13 protein-coding genes, 3 tRNA genes and 3 rRNA genes are annotated in these 18,977 nt (G+C 46.0%); 6 read left to right on the forward strand and 13 right to left on the reverse strand.

What is annotated here, in order from left to right; translation table 11 throughout:
• Nucleotides 1-15: 15 nt before the first annotated feature.
• From yigB to Q5H80_RS13905, 6 genes are read right to left on the reverse strand one after another with little or no spacing between them, the layout of a single operon-like run.
• Nucleotides 16-732: a 5-amino-6-(5-phospho-D-ribitylamino)uracil phosphatase YigB gene (gene yigB / locus Q5H80_RS13880; protein ID WP_304565778.1), complete on the reverse strand. Its 717-nt coding sequence runs from the start codon at nucleotides 730-732 to the stop codon at nucleotides 16-18.
• Nucleotides 733-747: 15 nt separating this feature from the next.
• A complete protein-coding gene (xerC, locus tag Q5H80_RS13885) occupies nucleotides 748-1,680 on the reverse strand; it encodes a tyrosine recombinase XerC (protein ID WP_304565779.1) in 933 nt (310 codons plus the stop codon).
• Nucleotides 1,649-2,347 carry a DUF484 family protein gene (locus tag Q5H80_RS13890; RefSeq protein ID WP_304565781.1) on the reverse strand — a complete coding sequence of 233 codons (699 nt, stop codon included), beginning with the start codon at nucleotides 2,345-2,347 and terminating at the stop codon, nucleotides 1,649-1,651. Before Q5H80_RS13890 ends, xerC begins: the two co-directional genes overlap by 32 nt.
• Nucleotides 2,348-2,391: 44 nt before the next feature.
• Nucleotides 2,392-3,222, reverse strand: a complete 831-nt coding sequence (gene dapF / locus Q5H80_RS13895) for a diaminopimelate epimerase (RefSeq protein WP_304565783.1) — start codon at nucleotides 3,220-3,222, stop codon at nucleotides 2,392-2,394.
• An 11-nt stretch (nucleotides 3,223-3,233) separates the two neighbouring features.
• Nucleotides 3,234-4,487 (reverse strand): diaminopimelate decarboxylase, encoded by a 1,254-nt coding sequence (lysA, locus tag Q5H80_RS13900; protein ID WP_304565785.1) that lies wholly within the window; start codon nucleotides 4,485-4,487, stop codon nucleotides 3,234-3,236.
• Nucleotides 4,488-4,529: 42 nt separating this feature from the next.
• On the reverse strand, nucleotides 4,530-4,742 hold the full coding sequence (locus Q5H80_RS13905) for a lipoprotein (RefSeq protein WP_304565787.1): 213 nt from the start codon (nucleotides 4,740-4,742) through the stop codon (nucleotides 4,530-4,532).
• Here Q5H80_RS13905 and cyaY point away from each other — a divergent pair.
• Nucleotides 4,722-5,036, forward strand: coding sequence for an iron donor protein CyaY (gene cyaY, locus Q5H80_RS13910; RefSeq protein WP_304565788.1), 315 nt, complete (start codon nucleotides 4,722-4,724; stop codon nucleotides 5,034-5,036). The genes Q5H80_RS13905 and cyaY overlap by 21 nt on opposite strands.
• Nucleotides 5,037-5,107: 71 nt before the next feature.
• On the opposite strand, the gene Q5H80_RS13915 is transcribed toward cyaY, so the two are convergent.
• Nucleotides 5,108-7,636 carry a class I adenylate cyclase gene (locus Q5H80_RS13915; protein WP_304565790.1) on the reverse strand — a complete coding sequence of 843 codons (2,529 nt, stop codon included), beginning with the start codon at nucleotides 7,634-7,636 and terminating at the stop codon, nucleotides 5,108-5,110.
• A gap of 344 nt (nucleotides 7,637-7,980) precedes the next feature.
• On the opposite strand from Q5H80_RS13915, the gene hemC reads away from it, so the two are divergent.
• From hemC to Q5H80_RS13940, 5 genes are all read left to right on the forward strand, one after another.
• Nucleotides 7,981-8,919: a hydroxymethylbilane synthase gene (gene hemC, locus Q5H80_RS13920; RefSeq protein WP_048610790.1), complete on the forward strand. Its 939-nt coding sequence runs from the start codon at nucleotides 7,981-7,983 to the stop codon at nucleotides 8,917-8,919.
• 2 nt (nucleotides 8,920-8,921) lie between these two features.
• Nucleotides 8,922-9,650: a uroporphyrinogen-III synthase gene (locus Q5H80_RS13925; RefSeq protein WP_304565798.1), complete on the forward strand. Its 729-nt coding sequence runs from the start codon at nucleotides 8,922-8,924 to the stop codon at nucleotides 9,648-9,650.
• A gap of 18 nt (nucleotides 9,651-9,668) precedes the next feature.
• Nucleotides 9,669-10,892, forward strand: a complete 1,224-nt coding sequence (locus Q5H80_RS13930; RefSeq protein ID WP_304565800.1) for a uroporphyrinogen-III C-methyltransferase — start codon at nucleotides 9,669-9,671, stop codon at nucleotides 10,890-10,892.
• Complete coding sequence (locus Q5H80_RS13935) at nucleotides 10,892-12,073, forward strand: heme biosynthesis protein HemY (RefSeq protein ID WP_304565802.1); 1,182 nt, start codon at nucleotides 10,892-10,894, stop codon at nucleotides 12,071-12,073. The genes Q5H80_RS13930 and Q5H80_RS13935 overlap by 1 nt, the downstream gene beginning before the upstream one ends.
• A 275-nt stretch (nucleotides 12,074-12,348) precedes the next feature.
• Nucleotides 12,349-13,380, forward strand: coding sequence for an IS630 family transposase (locus tag Q5H80_RS13940; protein WP_304565804.1), 1,032 nt, complete (start codon nucleotides 12,349-12,351; stop codon nucleotides 13,378-13,380).
• Nucleotides 13,381-13,463: 83 nt separating this feature from the next.
• Here Q5H80_RS13940 and Q5H80_RS13945 read toward each other — a convergent pair.
• From Q5H80_RS13945 to Q5H80_RS13970, 6 genes are all read right to left on the reverse strand, one after another.
• Nucleotides 13,464-13,540, reverse strand: a tRNA-Asp gene (locus Q5H80_RS13945).
• A gap of 67 nt (nucleotides 13,541-13,607) precedes the next feature.
• Nucleotides 13,608-13,723 (reverse strand): 5S ribosomal RNA (rrf, locus tag Q5H80_RS13950).
• A 93-nt stretch (nucleotides 13,724-13,816) separates the two neighbouring features.
• Nucleotides 13,817-16,709, reverse strand: a 23S ribosomal RNA gene (locus Q5H80_RS13955).
• A 317-nt stretch (nucleotides 16,710-17,026) separates the two neighbouring features.
• Nucleotides 17,027-17,102, reverse strand: a tRNA-Ala gene (locus Q5H80_RS13960).
• 21 nt (nucleotides 17,103-17,123) lie between these two features.
• Nucleotides 17,124-17,200 (reverse strand) — tRNA-Ile (locus Q5H80_RS13965).
• Between the two features lie 66 nt (nucleotides 17,201-17,266).
• Nucleotides 17,267-18,821: ribosomal RNA gene (locus tag Q5H80_RS13970) — 16S ribosomal RNA — on the reverse strand.
• The 16S, 23S and 5S rRNA genes sit together here with 3 tRNA genes alongside, the layout of an rRNA operon.
• Nucleotides 18,822-18,977: the final 156 nt, after the last annotated feature.

An 18,977-nucleotide genomic window follows, 5' to 3' on the forward strand; every position in this document is an offset into this window, starting at 1 on the left:
CGCTTACAACAGTCATTAAATTAATCGCACAAGATCACTAAGTTGCTCTATTTCAACATCAGGTAGCACTGTTGCCTTCGGGGAAGAATATAAATTGGAACCCATATCATTAAACCAGCACGCTTGGAAACCATTTTTCTTAGCTCCATAGACATCCGTTCTCAGATGATCACCAACATGAAGAATATTCTCAGCGTCACAATCTAGGTATTGCTGGGCTTTATCAAACATATCTGGGTAGGGTTTTGCTCTGCCATCAGGACCGGCTGTAAGGATTAATTGAAAGTACTGTCCCAAGCCAATTTTATGTGGGTCGACATTGCCATTAGTAATCGCAACTAAAGGAATACGTTGGCTCAGCTCAGTCATCACTCGATGCGTTTCTTGTGGCACATCGACTTGATTACGCAGCCACAAGGCATGTTCGATTCCCTCACGAGCGGCTTGCTCTGCTTGCTGCTGAGAATAACCCAGTTGTAACAAACCACGCTTAATCTGTGTTTCACGCCATACTGTGACATCATGTTTTAAAGCTGGGTTTTCAGATGCAACTTGTAGCTTGATCCCGTGCCACTCTTCTAGCGATAAAGATGCAGACACAGGATGCTTTTGATAAAGCCACAGTGCCATCTCTTTCTCAACCTTCATGATCACAGGCCAGTTGTCGTACAAGGTATCATCCAAATCAAAGGTCATGGCTTTGATGGGCTTTAGCCCTCGATAAATTCGCATAGTTAAACCTTTAATCTAATCTTTATTCTTCTTACGAGCTCTTGGATGAGCTTGGTCATAAGCTTGTGCTAAGTGTTGGAAGTCTAAGTGGGTATACACTTGAGTGGTCGAGATGTTTTCATGGCCGAGTAACTCTTGAACAGCACGAAGATTTTGGCTCGACTCAAGTACATGTGTTGCAAAGGAGTGACGCAGTTTATGCGGGCTAATGTGGCTCGCGACAGACTGCTTCTTCCCCCACTCCTCCATGCGCTTTTGCACGCTGCGATGAGAGATCCGGGTCCCTAATTTGGAGACAAACAGCGCTGTTTCTCCCGACGAAGCCAATTCACCGCGTACTTTGAGCCATTTATCGACCCACTCTTTAGCCAAACCCGAAAACGGGGCTTTACGTTCTTTGTCGCCTTTACCTATCACTCGGATTTCGCCTTGTCGACCTAGCACATCTTTAAGATTGATACCGACCAACTCAGCCAGTCGTAAGCCTGCGCCATACATCACTTCCATCATCGCTCTGTCACGAATCGATAACGGGTCGTCCTCGTTTACGTCAAGCAGCTGCCCGACTTCATCAACATCGAGGTTTTTAGGCAAAGGACGCTGTTTGCGAGGTGCAGAAACTCCTTTAGCAGGGTTAGCAGTCATATCACCGCGCAAAACAAGGAAATCAAAGAAGCTGCGCAGTGACGATAAGCGAGTCGCAATACTGCTCGCCTTCATTCCCTCACGCATACCTTTACTGGCAAGCTGTCTTACCCACGCCGCATCGACTTGAGCCCAATCCCTTAGTCCGAGAGTGACTAAATGAGCGGCCATGGTTTCAAGTTGTTGTTTGTAATTGCGTTGGGTATGCAGGCTGAGTCCCTTCTCGCTTCTGAGATATTCATAGAAGCGAGAAAGTGGATTTTGAAGGCTGTTAGGAAGAGGTATTTTGGGCTCTAGGCTCATTATTTATCTGCCAAGGTAAGGTGTCCGCCAAATGAGCGACAACAAGTGCTAAATGGCGCAAAAATAGCGTATCCATATGGGGCTGGAAGTGTCCGCCATCTTCACTAGAAAAAGCGAGTACACCCAGAGGAGATCGCTTAGCAAGTGGCAATACTACATAAGAGCCTAGCTCTGGAACTGGATAATCACCAAACAAATCGTGCCTGTCTGCCTTTCTCAATCGCCCTAGATAAGCATCTTTGCCATTGAAGTGGTTAAGCGAGAACTTCGAGTAGCGCTCTTCATTCAGCTGATAAAAGCCTAACTGTGAGAGAACTCGAACGTGAGCCTTAAGCCCTAGCTCTAACGCTTTTTGTTCAACAGCCTTGATAACCTCAATGAAGTCACTGCATTTCAACACTTGAGCTTGCAGATCCATGAATTCATAGAAAGTTTTATCATTATTCGCCGCTAGTGACATCAGGCCAGTGATCTCTTCTTCCAGCTCTTCGATTCTATGACGCTGGCGTTTAAGCTGTACCTCAACCAGAGAAACAGCGCCTTGCTCAACATTATTAATAGCAAGGCGATCAACCAAATCTTTCCTGTTTTGAAAGAAATCTGGGTTATCACGTAAATATTCCGCAACCACTTCTGCAGTCAGAGTGTCGCCTTCAACGTAAGACAAAACCTATCCTTTATTTTTTATAAATCTATTTGTTATTATCGTTATTAACAAGAAAGTTGACCATCAAACACATGCGTTGCTGGGCCAGTCATAAACAGAGGCTTTCCCGGGCCTTGCCAACTAATGTGTAAGTCGCCGCCTGGTAGACTAACCTTCACATTCTCAGCCAATAAGCCTTGAGTTATACCAACCGCAACAGCGCCACATGCACCGCTACCACACGCCTGTGTTTCACCCGCCCCACGCTCGTAGACACGCAAGCGAATCTCTTCACGGTTAACCACCTGCATAAAGCCAGCATTAACACGTTCAGGAAAACGTTCGTGAGATTCAAGCAGTGGACCTAAGGTATCCACATCCGCGGTATCGACGTCATCAACCACAGTTACCACATGTGGATTACCCATGCTAACAGCACCACAGAACAAGGTGTGTACATCCGTTCTTAGGATATACGTCTTCTCTGGCTGCTTCGCCTTAAATGGAATCTTGCTTGGTTCGAATTCAGGAATACCCATGTTGACAGTGATCTGGTCATTATCTTCAATCTTGAGAACCATTTTTCCTTTCTTGGTACTCACGTTGATGCTGTACTTATTCGTTAAGCCTTTCATGCGAACGAATCGTGCAAAACAACGCGCACCATTGCCACACTGCTCCACTTCACTGCCATCCGCATTGAATATGCGGTAATGGAAATCAGTTTCTGGATCATAGGGAGCTTCAACCACAAGTAACTGGTCAAAACCCACACCAGTGTGACGATCCGCCAAACGACGGATCAAATCTGGAGAAAAGAAAATATTTTGAGTAATGCAGTCCACGACCATGAAATCATTGCCCAAACCATGCATTTTAGAAAAATGGAAGTGCATAACGCTTAAAATTACTCCGGAAGAATGTTTTCAAGTTCCCACAGGCTTGTAAGCTCTTCACGCTGACGAACCAAGTGAGTTTTATCGCCATCCACCATCACTTCAGCCGCACGCGAACGAGTGTTGTAGTTAGATGACATTGCGAAGCCATAAGCACCCGCTGAACGAACGGCCAGTAAATCGCCCTCTTCAAGAACAAGATCACGATCTTTACCTAGGAAGTCACCCGTTTCACAGATTGGGCCAACTAAATCGTAAGTCACAGCTTCACCCTGACGCGGGCTAACTGGAACAATATCTTGCCAAGCTTGGTAAAGTGCAGGGCGCATCAGGTCGTTCATTGCCGCATCGATAATGGCAAAGTTCTTATGCTCTGTTGGCTTAAGGAACTCGACTTTTGTTAATAATACACCAGCGTTAGCCGCAATCGCTCTTCCAGGCTCGAAAATCAGCTCTAGATCAGAATGATTGTCTAGGCGTGCCAATAAAGCTTTCGCGTAGTCTGAAGGTTGCGGTGGTAATTCATCACGGTAAACCACACCCAAGCCACCACCAACATCAAGATGCTTGATGTTGATGTCGTTAGCACGTAGTTGGTCGATCAACGCAAGCAGGCGATCGGTCGCATCGATGAAAGGTTCGATATCCGTTAACTGAGAGCCGATGTGGCAATCAATACCATGGATAGACAAATTATCGAGTGTTTTTGCAAACGCATAAACAGCAGGAGCACGATCGAAAGCGATACCAAACTTGTTGTCACGCAGACCTGTCGAGATATAAGGGTGAGTATTGGCATCAACGTCTGGATTGATTCGCAGTGAAATCGGTGCTTTAACTCCAAGTTCACTAGCAACTTTATTAAGTCGCTCCAGTTCTGGCTCAGACTCTACGTTGAAACATTTAATGTTCAACTCAAGCGCACGCTTCATCTCTGCGGCTGTTTTGCCGACACCAGAGAACACAACTTTTGCCGGATCGCCACCGGCAGCAACCACTCGCTCTAGCTCACCGCCAGATACGATGTCAAAACCAGAACCCAAACGAGCTAGGGAATTCAATACACCTAGATTCGAGTTAGCTTTAACGGCGTAACACACCAAATGCGGATGCTCACCTACCGATGAATCAAACGCGTTCCAGTGACGCTCTAATGTTGCACGAGAATATACATACAGCGGTGTACCATATTGCTCAGCTAATTGTGAAAGTGCGACGTCTTCAGCCCAAAGCTGGCCATCTTCCTGATAGTTGAAGTAATCCAAAGTTCTTATCCCTTATAAATAACGATTTCTGCGTGTTTTCACTTATTGTGATTGTTCAGTCTGTTGAACTTCATCAGGATCATACAAAGGACCCGTTTGACCACAACCAGAAAGTCCAATAACGGACACCATAAATAGAGCAGTAATTAATTTTTTCATTTTGCACATCGTGATTATTAACTCAATGCCCCCTATAATCGCACCACACTCAGGAAAAGCAATAGGATAGAAAGGATGAACGATACTGAATTTCATCAATTGGTCGATATACAGATGCAAAACATCGAAGAAGCTATCGATGAATCAGAGGCCGATATTGATTACGAAGTAACTGGTAACGTGATGACACTAGAGTTTGAAAACCGCAGTCAAATTATCATCAACCGCCAAGAGCCAATGCGTGAGATCTGGTTGGCGTCTAAATCTGGTGGCTTTCATTTCAAACTAATCGACGACAAGTGGACATGTTCAAAAACGGGCGTGGAACTGTTTGAGATGGTCAAAGAAGAGTGCGTGAAGCACGCAGGTGAAGAGATCGATTGGGTTTAACCATTTGTAAGAAAAACTAAAAAGGAGTGAATCAATCACTCCTTTTTTAATATCAACCGACTTAAAATAGCCTAAATGTTGACTATCTTCGAACTCCGAGAAGACAAAATAGAGTCGTTACGATAAGGCACAACATAAGAGTTGCCTTCTTCCGGATGAATGATTTGGTAATACTGAGGCAAGTTGAAATTAATCAACTTCGATGACAACTTCGACTCATCTTTTACTGAAGTATAGAAAGAGTTCACGCTGGCAATCATCTCATCTTTCTCACCGTTGTATTGGTGATACGCCTCAACCTGATTCGATTCATCCAATACATAGATATTGAAACCTTTATCTGTATCTTCAAAGAAAAACTGGATTAAACCCTCACTGGCAAAACCATCAACCACTTCTGGTAATTGATACTCTTGCTCTTTATCAAGCATCAATAAGGGTGAGCCCTTCAACTTATTGCTTGAGATACTGCGGTAGAAATCGACCGAATTTTCCAACATCTGTACCGAAACACCACGACGTTCAAAGAACAGACCGAACATTTTATTCGCTAAACGGATAGCTTTAAAGCGACGACGTTTCTCGGGTTCAATTGGCTTCAAACGCAAATCGATACATTCAGCAAGCAATTGGTAAACCATATTACGCATCACACCGCGCAGGTTTTTGCTATAGCAGAATACATCCACAGATTCCGGCGGTAAGGCATCTTGATGCATTTTCCCCAAAACCGTTTTCAACGCGTCTAGCATTGCGGTATCGCCTTGGAAGTGAAGCGTACGAACTTCATGCCAAGAGTTACGATAAACCAGATCAACACTGCCAACTAAACTCTTACCTTCTTCACCAAAACTGAAGATATCAGCGTTCTTCAGATCCACTTTCAACTCACGACTGCTTAACTCTGAAGTAGGATCATTTTCAAAGTTGATGAACATCGCCAATTGGCTGATTTCACATGGACTCGCGAGTGCTTGCATACTTGGACGACGCTTACGCAGCGAGAAAGTATTGCGTAAGTCACTGACCATTTGATAGAACTTATCAATATCAATATGAGCATCACGAACCACGGAGTGCAAACGCGTCGACTCTGTAATTAGGCCATTAAAAAACGACCAAGCAACCAGCTTACTCAAGTACTCATGGTGTTCAAGAGAAGGCTGACCGAGAATACGATGCGCAACCAACGGCTGTTTATACAGATACCAACCGGCTTTATTGGACTGACCCTGACGAACTTCAATAAAGCTCAAGTCTGGCTCATGGAGATCCGGTGAGATTTGCGGATTCAGCAACGTCACTTTCCCCGGTAAGACCTCAAACGCAGCATAAAGCTTACGCGCCAAGATACTGATGTCTTGTGGGCTGATTGCAGAAGTGATGTCGTTACGACGAGCAAATTGAATCAGATTACGATAACTCAGCATCAAGGCATCAAGCAGTGCATGGTGCACCACTTTAACCTGCTCAACCTTCCAATTACGGCGATTATCGAGCTCTGCAATGGTTTCATGCTCCCAACTCCAAGATTGAGTCATCTCTGTCAAGGCTTCACGACGCCATGCCACAGAACCAATGCCCGCGTCTCGCGACAACTTCTCATGAGTCTTAAGATAGAAACAGCGTCTCACCAAGTCCAATCGAGTGTGGTCGTTAATGCGCTCTAGGTAGCGCGTTACCTTCTCTAGCATCAGATAGTAGCTATCCATACCATATAGATCAGGTTCATCCGCAAAGAAGCGACGCTTGGTATCAATACTAAGCAGTTGGGTGTTTGGGTATTCCCATGAATAAGCTTCTAACAGAATCGCCTTCAAAACCGATTTATACGGTGAGTCGATACTCTTATAGAGCTGCCATAGGTTAGACCCGAAGTACTCTTCAGCAGGAATGCGGTTCAGCTTGCCGAAGTCTATCCACTGCGAGCAATCAAGATAACCGTCCTGACACAAGCCTTGAACATACTCGTCGTAGCACTCTTCCATTTCTGGCGGAATGATTTGCCACAACAAACGCTGGCCAGCCAAACGAACAGCTGAGCGATAGAATTCATCAAGCAGTAACAAGTGTTGTGAGGAACCACAGTTATCACCGGTCATTTCTTCTGAATGATTCGAACGGAAACGCTGCTCATCCATCAAAAAGAAGTTAGCTTCAACGCCTAAGGTTTCAGCCCAGTCGGTAATCAGCAGGCATTTGTTAGTCAGGCTATCGCGAGATGCGCCATCCATATCAGGAGAAACACACACCCAAATATCAAGATCACTTGAAGTGCTTTGGCCAATAGAAGAAGTGCTGCCCATGGTGTACAAGCCAAGGATTTCAGGTTCAGCGGCCTCGGTAAGTTTGTCACCCAGCGTTAATTCGGTATCAGAGACAAATTGCTTTTGGAATTCATTAGGCGTGAAACTACGAATTCCGAAAGGAACTTGTTGGTCATAATAACCAGGCATCATCGGGTGATTGAAGTGAAGCAGTGCGGGAATAAGGTTGAAAACTCGCTGGCCTTGTACATTCATCAACGCCAGCGCACGATCAATACGCTGCTGATTTAGATTGTCTAATCGTTGAATCAAAGTTTGAGTGTAAGCCTGCAAGGTAAGTCCTTGGTTTGAGATTAAGTGCACTTCTGTTTAGTTACTGAACGAAAGCAGTAACAAAACGTGATCAATTTAACACTTTTACCCTTATCGGTAAAGCAAAGGAAGCCGTCATACTTACGAATACCTTGATGACAGAAAGTTAAACTCACGGCGCCGTAGTGTCCTATTTATTGACTATTTCTAATAATAGCCCATGTTTCAAATGAGATACTAATCACACTATTTTGGAGAACTCATGAAAATCCCTCAGCTATCAAAGTATCGAATGATCAAACAGTAAGAATTTTCGCCTCACAATGGTAGGATTAGGCTATTACAGAACCTATATCGGAAACACCATGACAAATTCAGCACCTATCCGTATCGCGACCAGAAAAAGCCCTCTTGCCCTTTGGCAGGCATACTTTGTAAGGGATGCTCTTCAAGCTGCTCACCCTGGTTTAGAGGTTGAGTTGGTAACTATGGTGACTAAAGGTGACATCATCCTAGACACTCCGCTTGCTAAAGTGGGTGGTAAAGGACTGTTCGTTAAGGAACTCGAAGTCGCTATGCTAGAAGGTCGTGCTGACCTAGCAGTTCACTCAATGAAAGATGTGCCGGTAGACTTCCCAGAAGGTCTAGGTTTGGTAACTATCTGTGAACGTGAAGATCCTCGCGATGCTTTCGTTTCAAATACCTATAACAATATCGATGAGCTACCACAAGGTGCTGTCGTTGGTACATGTAGCCTACGTCGTCAATGTCAGTTACTTGAATACCGTCCTGACCTAATCATCAAAGAACTGCGCGGCAATGTGGGGACTCGTCTCGGTAAACTCGATGACGGTCAATACGATGCGATCGTCCTAGCGGCAGCCGGCCTTAAACGCCTAGAACTAGAAGAACGCATTCGTAGTTTTATTGAGCCAGAACAGTCTCTACCTGCTGTCGGCCAAGGCGCTGTTGGTATTGAGTGTCGCCTTGATGACGAGCGTCTGATTAAACTTCTTGAACCACTGAATCATAAAGACACGGCTGATCGTGTACTGTGCGAACGTGCAATGAACCTTACCCTAGAAGGTGGTTGTCAGGTTCCTATCGGCAGCTACTCATTATTAGATGGCGATAATATCTGGCTACGTGCATTAGTAGGCGAACCAGATGGTTCTAAAATGGTTCGTGGTGAGATCTCTGGCCCTCGTAAGGATGCAGAAGCTCTTGGCGTTACTCTGGCAAATCAATTGTTGGATGATGGCGCGAGAGAAATCTTAACCAAGCTTTATGCTGACCAAGAATAATCATGACAGTGTTGGTAACTCGTCCCGGGTCTGAGGGACAATCGCTTTGCCAACAACTAGCGGATGAAGGAATTCAAGCAATCCATCATCCGCTGATTCGTATCGTTGATAATCCACACTCATCGGATTTAAGCACCCAGCTTAATAACAGCGATATCATTATTGCAGTCAGTCACCACGCCGTGACCGCTGCCCAAAACATCCTTTCGAAAACTTCAGCCATTTGGCCCACTTCGCCGCTTTATCTTGGCGTTGGTCAAAAAACTGCGCACGTTTTGAGCAAAATCTGTAAACAAAAAGTAAACTATCCCCAAGTGAGTGACAGTGAACATCTTCTCAAACTTACTGAACTTAATGACGTAGACAATAAATCCATTTTAATACTGCGTGGCAATGGTGGGCGTGAGCTCATTCGAGATTCTTTACTTAATCGAGGTGCACAAGTCTCTTATTGTGAGACCTACCGTAGAGAATATATTCCCATTAGCAACCACAATACCTATCAAGCATGGGTTAACAATAAAACGTCCAAAGTTGTCATCACTAGTCAGGAACAATTGGAGTATCTCTGCTCAATTACCCCTGATGAGTATTTGGCTTGGCTTTCAACAAGACAACTATTTGTCCCAAGCCAGCGCATAGTAGAACGAGCACAACAACTCGGCTTCTCGAACGTGACCAATACTCACAGTGCTACGAACCAAATATTACTGGCTGCTCTCCGGCCCTAGCTAGAACAGGAAATAAGCATGACAAGCAAAAAAAATAATGAGCATATTGAACCTGAAAAGAAACAAGACACTCAGCCAGTAGTTGTTGAAAACGAAAAAGCTGAATCTACAGAGACAAAACAACCTGAAAAGACGCTCGATGCCTCTGCGTCAAATACCGCTCAAAATGAACAGCCTCAAGAACATAAAGAGCAAATAGAAAAAGCGGAAAAGCAAGGTAAGCGCGGTGTCAAACTTGGCGCTATTGCGATCGCTATTTCTATTATTTTTAGCGGCGGTATCGCGTTTCAAATGCAGCAAAAGAGCGCTGAGTACTCAGCTCAGATCGCAGCTCTTCAAGCACAACTGCAAAATACTCAATCTGCAGTAAATAAAGACCTACAAACCATCAAGCAAGAGACTATCCAAGAAGCATCACATGCGGTGGAGAAAACTCAAGTCGTACAATCTCAGCAACAGAAGAGCATTCAAAGCCTACAGCTAGCTGTGGCTGACGTTAAAGGTCGCCGTCCAAATGACTGGCTGCTTGCTGAAGCTGATTACCTTGTGAAACTTGCTGGTCGTAAACTGTTCCTAGAGCATGATGCCATTAGTGCCACCAAGTTAATGGAAAGCGCCGATCAACGTATCGCCGCACTGAATGACCCAAGCTTAGTGTCTCTACGCCAATCAATGACCAATGACATTACTAAGCTTCGCACTATCCCTCTGATCGACCGTGATGGCTTAGTTCTTCGTATCACAAGCCTACAACAACAAGTCGATACTCTGCCGCTTGCCAATGCGATTCTTCCAGAAGCTGCGGTTGTTGAGAAAAAAGCCGTATCGCAAGACATCAATGATTGGCAGAACAACCTGATGACGTCGATGAAAGACTTTTCAGAAAACTTCATCACATTCCGCAGTCGTGATGGTGAAGTTATTCCTCTACTCTCTCCTGAGCAACACTTTTACCTGCGTGAGAATATCAAGGGCAAACTAGAGACCGCAATTCGCGCTGTCTACAAAGAGCAAGGTGAACTCTATAGCGCAGCTCTTAATACCGCTAGCGAATGGTCGAAAGCGTATCTAAACCAAGATAACAACTCTGTGATTGAATTTGAGAAAGCGATTAAACAGTTAAGTGAGCAAAATATCTCTGTGAAATATCCTGTAAAGCTTGAGTCTCAAAACGAGTTGTCTGATGTGATACGCGAACGCCTACGTCGTGAAGTCACTGTTATGACCACGGAGGAAAAATAATGATTCGTTGGATTTTTCTTTTTCTCGTTCTAGGTGCTGGGTTAATTGTTGGTACTCAGTTCTCTGGTCAACAAGGCTACGTTCTGATCTCAATTGCGAACAAAACGATTGAGATGAGTGTGACGACTCTAGTTATTTTTGTGATTGCGGTTCTAGCGACTTTGTTCGGCTTAGAATACCTATTTAAAAAGCTTATTTACGCAAGTTCAACCACTTGGAACTGGTTCAGTGTTCGTAAACTGAAACGCTCTCGTCGTTATACCAATGAAGGCATTATCAAACTTCTTGAAGGTGACTGGAAAAGCGCAGAGAAAAAGGTAACTCGTTGGGCTAACCACCACGACATGCCGCTACTTTGTTATTTAGTCGCTTCTCAAGCTGCTCACGAACAAGGTAATACAAGTGAGCGTGATAAGTACATCGAGCTTGCTAGCCAACAAGAGGACTCTCTATTGGCCGTTGAGCTAACCAAAGCAAAACAACAGATCAGTGAGTCGAACTACGAAGCCGCATTCGATACACTTTCAACATTGAAAGGTTCGTACCCGAATAACACCGCCGTGCTTGGCCTGCTAAAAGCCACTTACATGCAGCTTAAGCTGTGGCAACCACTGTTAGAGCTAACGCCTAAGCTGGCTAAGAACAAGCTTCTTACAGCTGAAGAGCAAGTTGAGTTGGAACAGAAAGCACAATGTGGTTTGCTTCACGATGTGGCACAGCAACAAGGTAGCGAAGGTTTAATCAGCCATTGGAACAAGCTTTCAAGAAAGCAGAAACAAAGCTCTCACCTTGTTTCCTGCTTTGTGAAGCAACTGATCGCTCGCAAAGCTGATTCAGAAGCCTTCACAGTGATTAAAGAAAACATTGCGAAGAGTGGTTCAAATGAACTCTACATATTGCTTCCAGAGCTGAACCTAGCCGATCACCACCCAGTAGTGGTCATGCTAGAACGTGCAATCAGTAAAGACAGTGGTAATGCCGAAGCACACAGCGCGTTGGCTCACTTCTATCTAAGAGAGCAGAAGTGGGCGGAAGCACAAAGCCACTTCGAAAAAGCCCTAGCGCTTCGCTCAAATGTTTCAGATTACGGATACCTATCTGACGCCCTAGAGAAGCAAAACTTAACGAAAGCAGCCCATGAAGTTTCTCGTAAGGCACTCGCTCTAGTTCAGCCAGCTTAATCTAGTACATCTAAAATGAAGCCGATGTTAAGCATCGGCTTTTTTATGTCTGCAGTTTGCCCTAGATAACTTCCTAAGAACTGATAATCCAACACTAGAAAATGAGAGCAAGAGCCTTCCATCTCCCCCCTTATAAACGTCCAACTTAATAGTGATCAAAGCTTACGCATAAACAGTCCATTCTTTATTAAACCTATCCAACCCTTAGCCACTCATACCAATTAAAGTAAAAATATGATCTAATTGAGGCCGTCGAACTCTTACAGAAAATCGCTATGGATAGCCTTAATAATACTGATTTTAAAAAACTAGCAAGCCAACAAAAAACCATTCAAATGAAGGTTCGCTTGCTAGCACTTGCCCACTTCAAAGAAGGTCACTCGCGCACTCAAATTGCCAAATACCTTAAAGTCAGTCGAACTAGTGTAAACAAATGGGTCCAAGCATTTCTTGAAGAAGGATTGGAAGGGCTTCAAGAGAAACCTCGCACAGGCAGACCTGCCTATCTCAATGCAGAACAACGAAAACAACTCAGTGCATTCATTAAGAAAGAAGCAGAGTCCCCTTCAGGCGGGCGCCTTGTCGGGAGCGATATACATGACTATATCGTGAAAAACTTTGATAAATACTACCCTAATTCTATCTATTATCTCCTCGACCACATGGGCTTCTCTTGGATAACTTCTCGCTCCAGACCCCCTAAACAATCACAGCAAATCCAAGACGATTTTAAAAAATTTAAAATAGAAACGATCCTTAAGATCCCCGGCCATATTGGGCTAGAGAGTGTTGATGTCTGGTTTCAAGACGAAGCTAGGTTTGGCCAACAGAACACAACGACACGTCTTTGGGCGACTCGTGGAACGAGGCCTCGCGTAGTAAAACAACAGCAATTTGAATACGCTTATTTGTTTGGTTCGGTATGCCCTGAAAGAGGAATTGGTGAAGCCATAGTGGTTCCTTGGGTTAACAAGGACATAATGACAAATCACTTAGAGCAGATATCTAAGGCTACTGAAAAAGGACGTTATGCTGTCGTTATAATGGATGGTGCAGGCTGGCATACCGATGATATTGCGAGAGAGTTTAATAACGTCAGTACTATTAAGCTTCCTCCCTACTCGCCAGAGCTTAACCCTATAGAGCAAGTTTGGAGTTGGTTGCGACAACATTATCTAGCGAATCAAAGTTTCACTGATTATAACGACATTGTTTCCAAGGTTTGTCGCGCTTGGAATGGATTTCTTGAGTGCAAAGATCGTGTCACAAAAATGAGCAGAAGGGATTGGATAAACCTGATCAGTTAATTTTCCGGATTGGTATAGCAGCAAAACACTTTTCTCCAAATGTAAAAAAGCCCTGCTATTTCTAGCAGGGCTTTTCTAAAAAGTGGCGGAGTGGACGGGACTCGAACCCGCGACCCCCGGCGTGACAGGCCGGTATTCTAACCAACTGAACTACCACTCCGCAGTGGTCAACTCACTAAGTGAGCGTCCATATCCCCAGGTCGGTCAACCTAAAGATTTAATTTAAAGCCTGGCGATGTCCTACTCTCACATGGGGAAACCCCACACTACCATCGGCGCTATTGTGTTTCACTTCTGAGTTCGGCATGGAATCAGGTGGGTCCACAATGCTATGGTCGCCAAGCAAATTTTAAAATTCGGAAAGCTATAATTTAAAAGTATCTCTCAAACTCATTCAAGGTCTGTCTTTGAGTCCACAAAACCCCTTGGGTGTTGTATGGTTAAGCCTCACGGGCAATTAGTACAGGTTAGCTCAATGCCTCGCAGCACTTACACACCCTGCCTATCAACGTCGTAGTCTACGACAACCCTTTAGGACGCTTATAGCGTCAGGGAAAACTCATCTCAAGGCTCGCTTCCCGCTTAGATGCTTTCAGCGGTTATCGATTCCGAACTTAGCTACCGGGCAATGCCATTGGCATGACAACCCGAACACCAGAGGTTCGTCCACTCCGGTCCTCTCGTACTAGGAGCAGCCCCTTTCAATTTTCCAACGCCCACGGCAGATAGGGACCGAACTGTCTCACGACGTTCTAAACCCAGCTCGCGTACCACTTTAAATGGCGAACAGCCATACCCTTGGGACCGACTTCAGCCCCAGGATGTGATGAGCCGACATCGAGGTGCCAAACACCGCCGTCGATATGAACTCTTGGGCGGTATCAGCCTGTTATCCCCGGAGTACCTTTTATCCGTTGAGCGATGGCCCTTCCATTCAGAACCACCGGATCACTATGACCTGCTTTCGCACCTGCTCGAATTGTCATTCTCGCAGTCAAGCGGGCTTATGCCATTGCACTAACCACACGATGTCCAACCGTGTTTAGCCCACCTTCGTGCTCCTCCGTTACTCTTTGGGAGGAGACCGCCCCAGTCAAACTACCCACCAGGCACTGTCCGTAATCCCGATTCAGGGACCAACGTTAGAACATCAAAACTACAAGGGTGGTATTTCAAGGACGACTCCACCACATCTAGCGACGCGGTTTCATAGTCTCCCACCTATCCTACACATGTAGGTTCAATGTTCAGTGCCAAGCTGTAGTAAAGGTTCACGGGGTCTTTCCGTCTAGCCGCGGGTACACTGCATCTTCACAGCGATTTCAATTTCACTGAGTCTCGGGTGGAGACAGCGTGGCCATCATTACGCCATTCGTGCAGGTCGGAACTTACCCGACAAGGAATTTCGCTACCTTAGGACCGTTATAGTTACGGCCGCCGTTTACCGGGGCTTCGATCAAGAGCTTCGACCGAAGTCTAACCCCATCAATTAACCTTCCGGCACCGGGCAGGCGTCACACCGTATACGTCATCTTACGATTTTGCACAGTGCTGTGTTTTTAATAAACAGTTGCAGCCACCTGGTATCTGCGACTCTCGTCTGCTCCATCCGCAAGGGACTTCACTGATAAGAGCGTACCTTCTCCCGAAGTTACGGTACCATTTTGCCTAGTTCCTTCACCCGAGTTCTCTCAAGCGCCTTGGTATTCTCTACCCGACCACCTGTGTCGGTTTGGGGTACGATTCCTTACAATCTGAAGCTTAGAGGCTTTTCCTGGAAGCATGGCATCAATGACTTCACTACCGTAGTAGCTCGACATCGTATCTCAGCGTTAAGAAAGTCCGGATTTACCTAAACTTTCCGCCTACATACTTGAACCTGGACAACCGTCGCCAGGCCCACCTAGCCTTCTCCGTCCCCCCATCGCAATTGTAAGAAGTACGGGAATATTAACCCGTTTCCCATCGACTACGCCTTTCGGCCTCGCCTTAGGAGTCGACTTACCCTGCCCCGATTAACGTTGGACAGGAACCCTTGGTCTTCCGGCGAGGGAGTTTTTCACTCCCTTTATCGTTACTCATGTCAGCATTCGCACTTCTGATACCTCCAGCAGCCCTTACAGACCACCTTCAACGGCTTACAGAACGCTCCCCTACCCCACATACCCTAAGGTACGTAGCCGCAGCTTCGGTGTATAGCTTAGCCCCGTTACATCTTCCGCGCAGGCCGACTCGACCAGTGAGCTATTACGCTTTCTTTAAATGATGGCTGCTTCTAAGCCAACATCCTGGCTGTCTGAGCCTTCCCACATCGTTTCCCACTTAGCTATACTTTGGGACCTTAGCTGGCGGTCTGGGTTGTTTCCCTCTCCACGACGGACGTTAGCACCCGCCGTGTGTCTCCCGGATAGTACTTACTGGTATTCGGAGTTTGCAAAGGGTTGGTAAGTCGGGATGACCCCCTAGCCTTAACAGTGCTCTACCCCCAGTAGTATTCGTCCGAGGCGCTACCTAAATAGCTTTCGGGGAGAACCAGCTATCTCCAGGTTTGATTGGCCTTTCACCCCTAGCCACAAGTCATCCGCTAATTTTTCAACATTAGTCGGTTCGGTCCTCCAGTTGATGTTACTCAACCTTCAACCTGCCCATGGCTAGATCACCTGGTTTCGGGTCTAATCCTAGCAACTGTACGCCCAGTTAAGACTCGGTTTCCCTACGGCTCCCCTAAACGGTTAACCTTGCTACTAAAATTAAGTCGCTGACCCATTATACAAAAGGTACGCAGTCACACCACGAAGGTGCTCCTACTGCTTGTACGTACACGGTTTCAGGTTCTATTTCACTCCCCTCACAGGGGTTCTTTTCGCCTTTCCCTCACGGTACTGGTTCACTATCGGTCAGTCAGTAGTATTTAGCCTTGGAGGATGGTCCCCCCATATTCAGACAGGATATCACGTGTCCCGCCCTACTCGTTTTCACTGATTATGATGTGTCGGTTACGGGGCTATCACCCTTTATTGCGAGACTTTCCAGACTCTTCACCTGCATCATTAAAAGCTTAAGGGCTAATCCAATTTCGCTCGCCGCTACTTTCGGAATCTCGGTTGATTTCTCTTCCTCGGGGTACTTAGATGTTTCAGTTCCCCCGGTTTGCCTCCTGTTGCTATGTATTCACAACAGGATACTTACTTATGTAAGTGGGTTTCCCCATTCAGGAATCCCAGACTCAAAAGGTTATTACTACCTAATCTGGGCTTATCGCAAGTTATTACGCCTTTCATCGCCTCTGACTGCCAAGGCATCCACCGTGTACGCTTAGTCACTTAACCATACAACCCGAAAGGGTCTTAGTGTATGGCAACTAACCAAGGTTTTTGGTTGTCATCAAGAAGGGTTAATTCTCAATGACTGTTTGCCGGACTCAATTGTGAATCAAACTAAGTTTGATTCGAATACAAGACACTTGAATGTGTTTGTTGTGTTTATACCGTTCTTATTAACTAAGAGCAGATAAACATTGAGAACTTTTAAATTTGATTGAATTACTCGTAAGTAATCAATCAGTCAGCTTTCCAAATTGTTAAAGAGCTTGATTCAAACTAATGAACCATTTTTAAATACTCTGATAGAAGAGAATACTTAAAGATGGTGGAGCTATGCGGGATCGAACCGCAGACCTCCTGCGTGCAAGGCAGGCGCTCTCCCAGCTGAGCTATAGCCCCATCTTTGTTTCTAGTCGATATTGGTGGGTCTGAGTGGACTCGAACCACCGACCTCCCGCTTATCAGGCGAGCGCTCTAACCAGCTGAGCTACAGACCCAATATCGTCTCTTTTACTTTCTAAACCTAATCAATCTGTGTGGACACTCATCGTGGTATCTTCGTATAAGGAGGTGATCCAGCCCCAGGTTCCCCTAGGGCTACCTTGTTACGACTTCACCCCAGTCATGAACCACAAAGTGGTGAGCGTCCTCCCCGAAAGGTTAAACTACCCACTTCTTTTGCAGCCCACTCCCATGGTGTGACGGGCGGTGTGTACAAGGCCCGGGAACGTATTCACCGTGACATTCTGATTCACGATTACTAGCGATTCCGACTTCATGGAGTCGAGTTGCAGACTCCAATCCGGACTACGACGCACTTTTTGGGATTCGCTCACTATCGCTAGCTTGCTGCCCTCTGTATGCGCCATTGTAGCACGTGTGTAGCCCTACTCGTAAGGGCCATGATGACTTGACGTCGTCCCCACCTTCCTCCGGTTTATCACCGGCAGTCTCCCTGGAGTTCCCGACATTACTCGCTGGCAAACAAGGATAAGGGTTGCGCTCGTTGCGGGACTTAACCCAACATTTCACAACACGAGCTGACGACAGCCATGCAGCACCTGTCTCAGAGCTCCCGAAGGCACACCTGTGTCTCCACTGGCTTCTCTGGATGTCAAGAGTAGGTAAGGTTCTTCGCGTTGCATCGAATTAAACCACATGCTCCACCGCTTGTGCGGGCCCCCGTCAATTCATTTGAGTTTTAATCTTGCGACCGTACTCCCCAGGCGGTCTACTTAACGCGTTAGCTCCGAAAGCCACGGCTCAAGGCCACAACCTCCAAGTAGACATCGTTTACGGCGTGGACTACCAGGGTATCTAATCCTGTTTGCTCCCCACGCTTTCGCATCTGAGTGTCAGTGTCTGTCCAGGGGGCCGCCTTCGCCACTGGTATTCCTTCAGATCTCTACGCATTTCACCGCTACACCTGAAATTCTACCCCCCTCTACAGCACTCTAGTTCACCAGTTTCAAATGCAGTTCCGAGGTTGAGCCCCGGGCTTTCACATCTGACTTAATGAACCACCTGCATGCGCTTTACGCCCAGTAATTCCGATTAACGCTCGCACCCTCCGTATTACCGCGGCTGCTGGCACGGAGTTAGCCGGTGCTTCTTCTGTTGCTAACGTCAAGAGATAACGCTATTAACGTTACCCCCTTCCTCACAACTGAAAGTACTTTACAACCCGAAGGCCTTCTTCATACACGCGGCATGGCTGCATCAGGCTTTCGCCCATTGTGCAATATTCCCCACTGCTGCCTCCCGTAGGAGTCTGGACCGTGTCTCAGTTCCAGTGTGGCTGATCATCCTCTCAGACCAGCTAGGGATCGTCGCCTTGGTGAGCCATTACCTCACCAACTAGCTAATCCCACCTAGGCATATCTTGACGCGAGAGGTCCGAAGATCCCCCTCTTTGGCCCGTAGGCATTATGCGGTATTAGCCATCGTTTCCAATGGTTATCCCCCACATCAAGGCAATTTCCTAGGCATTACTCACCCGTCCGCCGCTCGACGCCCATTAAATCCTCCGAAGAATCAATAATGTCGTTTCCGCTCGACTTGCATGTGTTAGGCCTGCCGCCAGCGTTCAATCTGAGCCATGATCAAACTCTTCAATTTAAGATTTTGTGACTCAATGAATACTGACTTCAAAACTAATATTCATTCGCTCTTTTCGAAAAAGGAACGTGAACATGTAATTCTAAAGCTATTACCATTCCAACAGAATGGTAATGAATTGACTGTGCCGAATAACTACAAGTAGTTAAACGTATT

Source organism: Vibrio sp. SNU_ST1, assembly GCF_030563405.1.
In the GTDB taxonomy this organism is placed as follows: domain Bacteria; phylum Pseudomonadota; class Gammaproteobacteria; order Enterobacterales; family Vibrionaceae; genus Vibrio.

Bases quoted from the DNA above. Each gene is read 5' to 3' on its own strand.
- xerC (WP_304565779.1), bottom strand. From the start codon at position 1,680: ATGAGCCTAGAGCCCAAAATACCTCTTCCTAACAGCCTTCAAAATCCA.
- Q5H80_RS13930 (WP_304565800.1), top strand. From the start codon at position 9,669: ATGACAAGCAAAAAAAATAATGAGCATATTGAACCTGAAAAGAAACAA.
- yigB (WP_304565778.1), bottom strand. From the start codon at position 732: ATGCGAATTTATCGAGGGCTAAAGCCCATCAAAGCCATGACCTTTGAT.
- dapF (WP_304565783.1), bottom strand. From the start codon at position 3,222: ATGCACTTCCATTTTTCTAAAATGCATGGTTTGGGCAATGATTTCATG.
- hemC (WP_048610790.1), top strand. From the start codon at position 7,981: ATGACAAATTCAGCACCTATCCGTATCGCGACCAGAAAAAGCCCTCTT.
- Q5H80_RS13940 (WP_304565804.1), top strand. From the start codon at position 12,349: ATGGATAGCCTTAATAATACTGATTTTAAAAAACTAGCAAGCCAACAA.
- Q5H80_RS13935 (WP_304565802.1), top strand. From the start codon at position 10,892: ATGATTCGTTGGATTTTTCTTTTTCTCGTTCTAGGTGCTGGGTTAATT.
- cyaY (WP_304565788.1), top strand. From the start codon at position 4,722: ATGAACGATACTGAATTTCATCAATTGGTCGATATACAGATGCAAAAC.
- Q5H80_RS13905 (WP_304565787.1), bottom strand. From the start codon at position 4,742: ATGAAATTCAGTATCGTTCATCCTTTCTATCCTATTGCTTTTCCTGAG.
- Q5H80_RS13925 (WP_304565798.1), top strand. From the start codon at position 8,922: ATGACAGTGTTGGTAACTCGTCCCGGGTCTGAGGGACAATCGCTTTGC.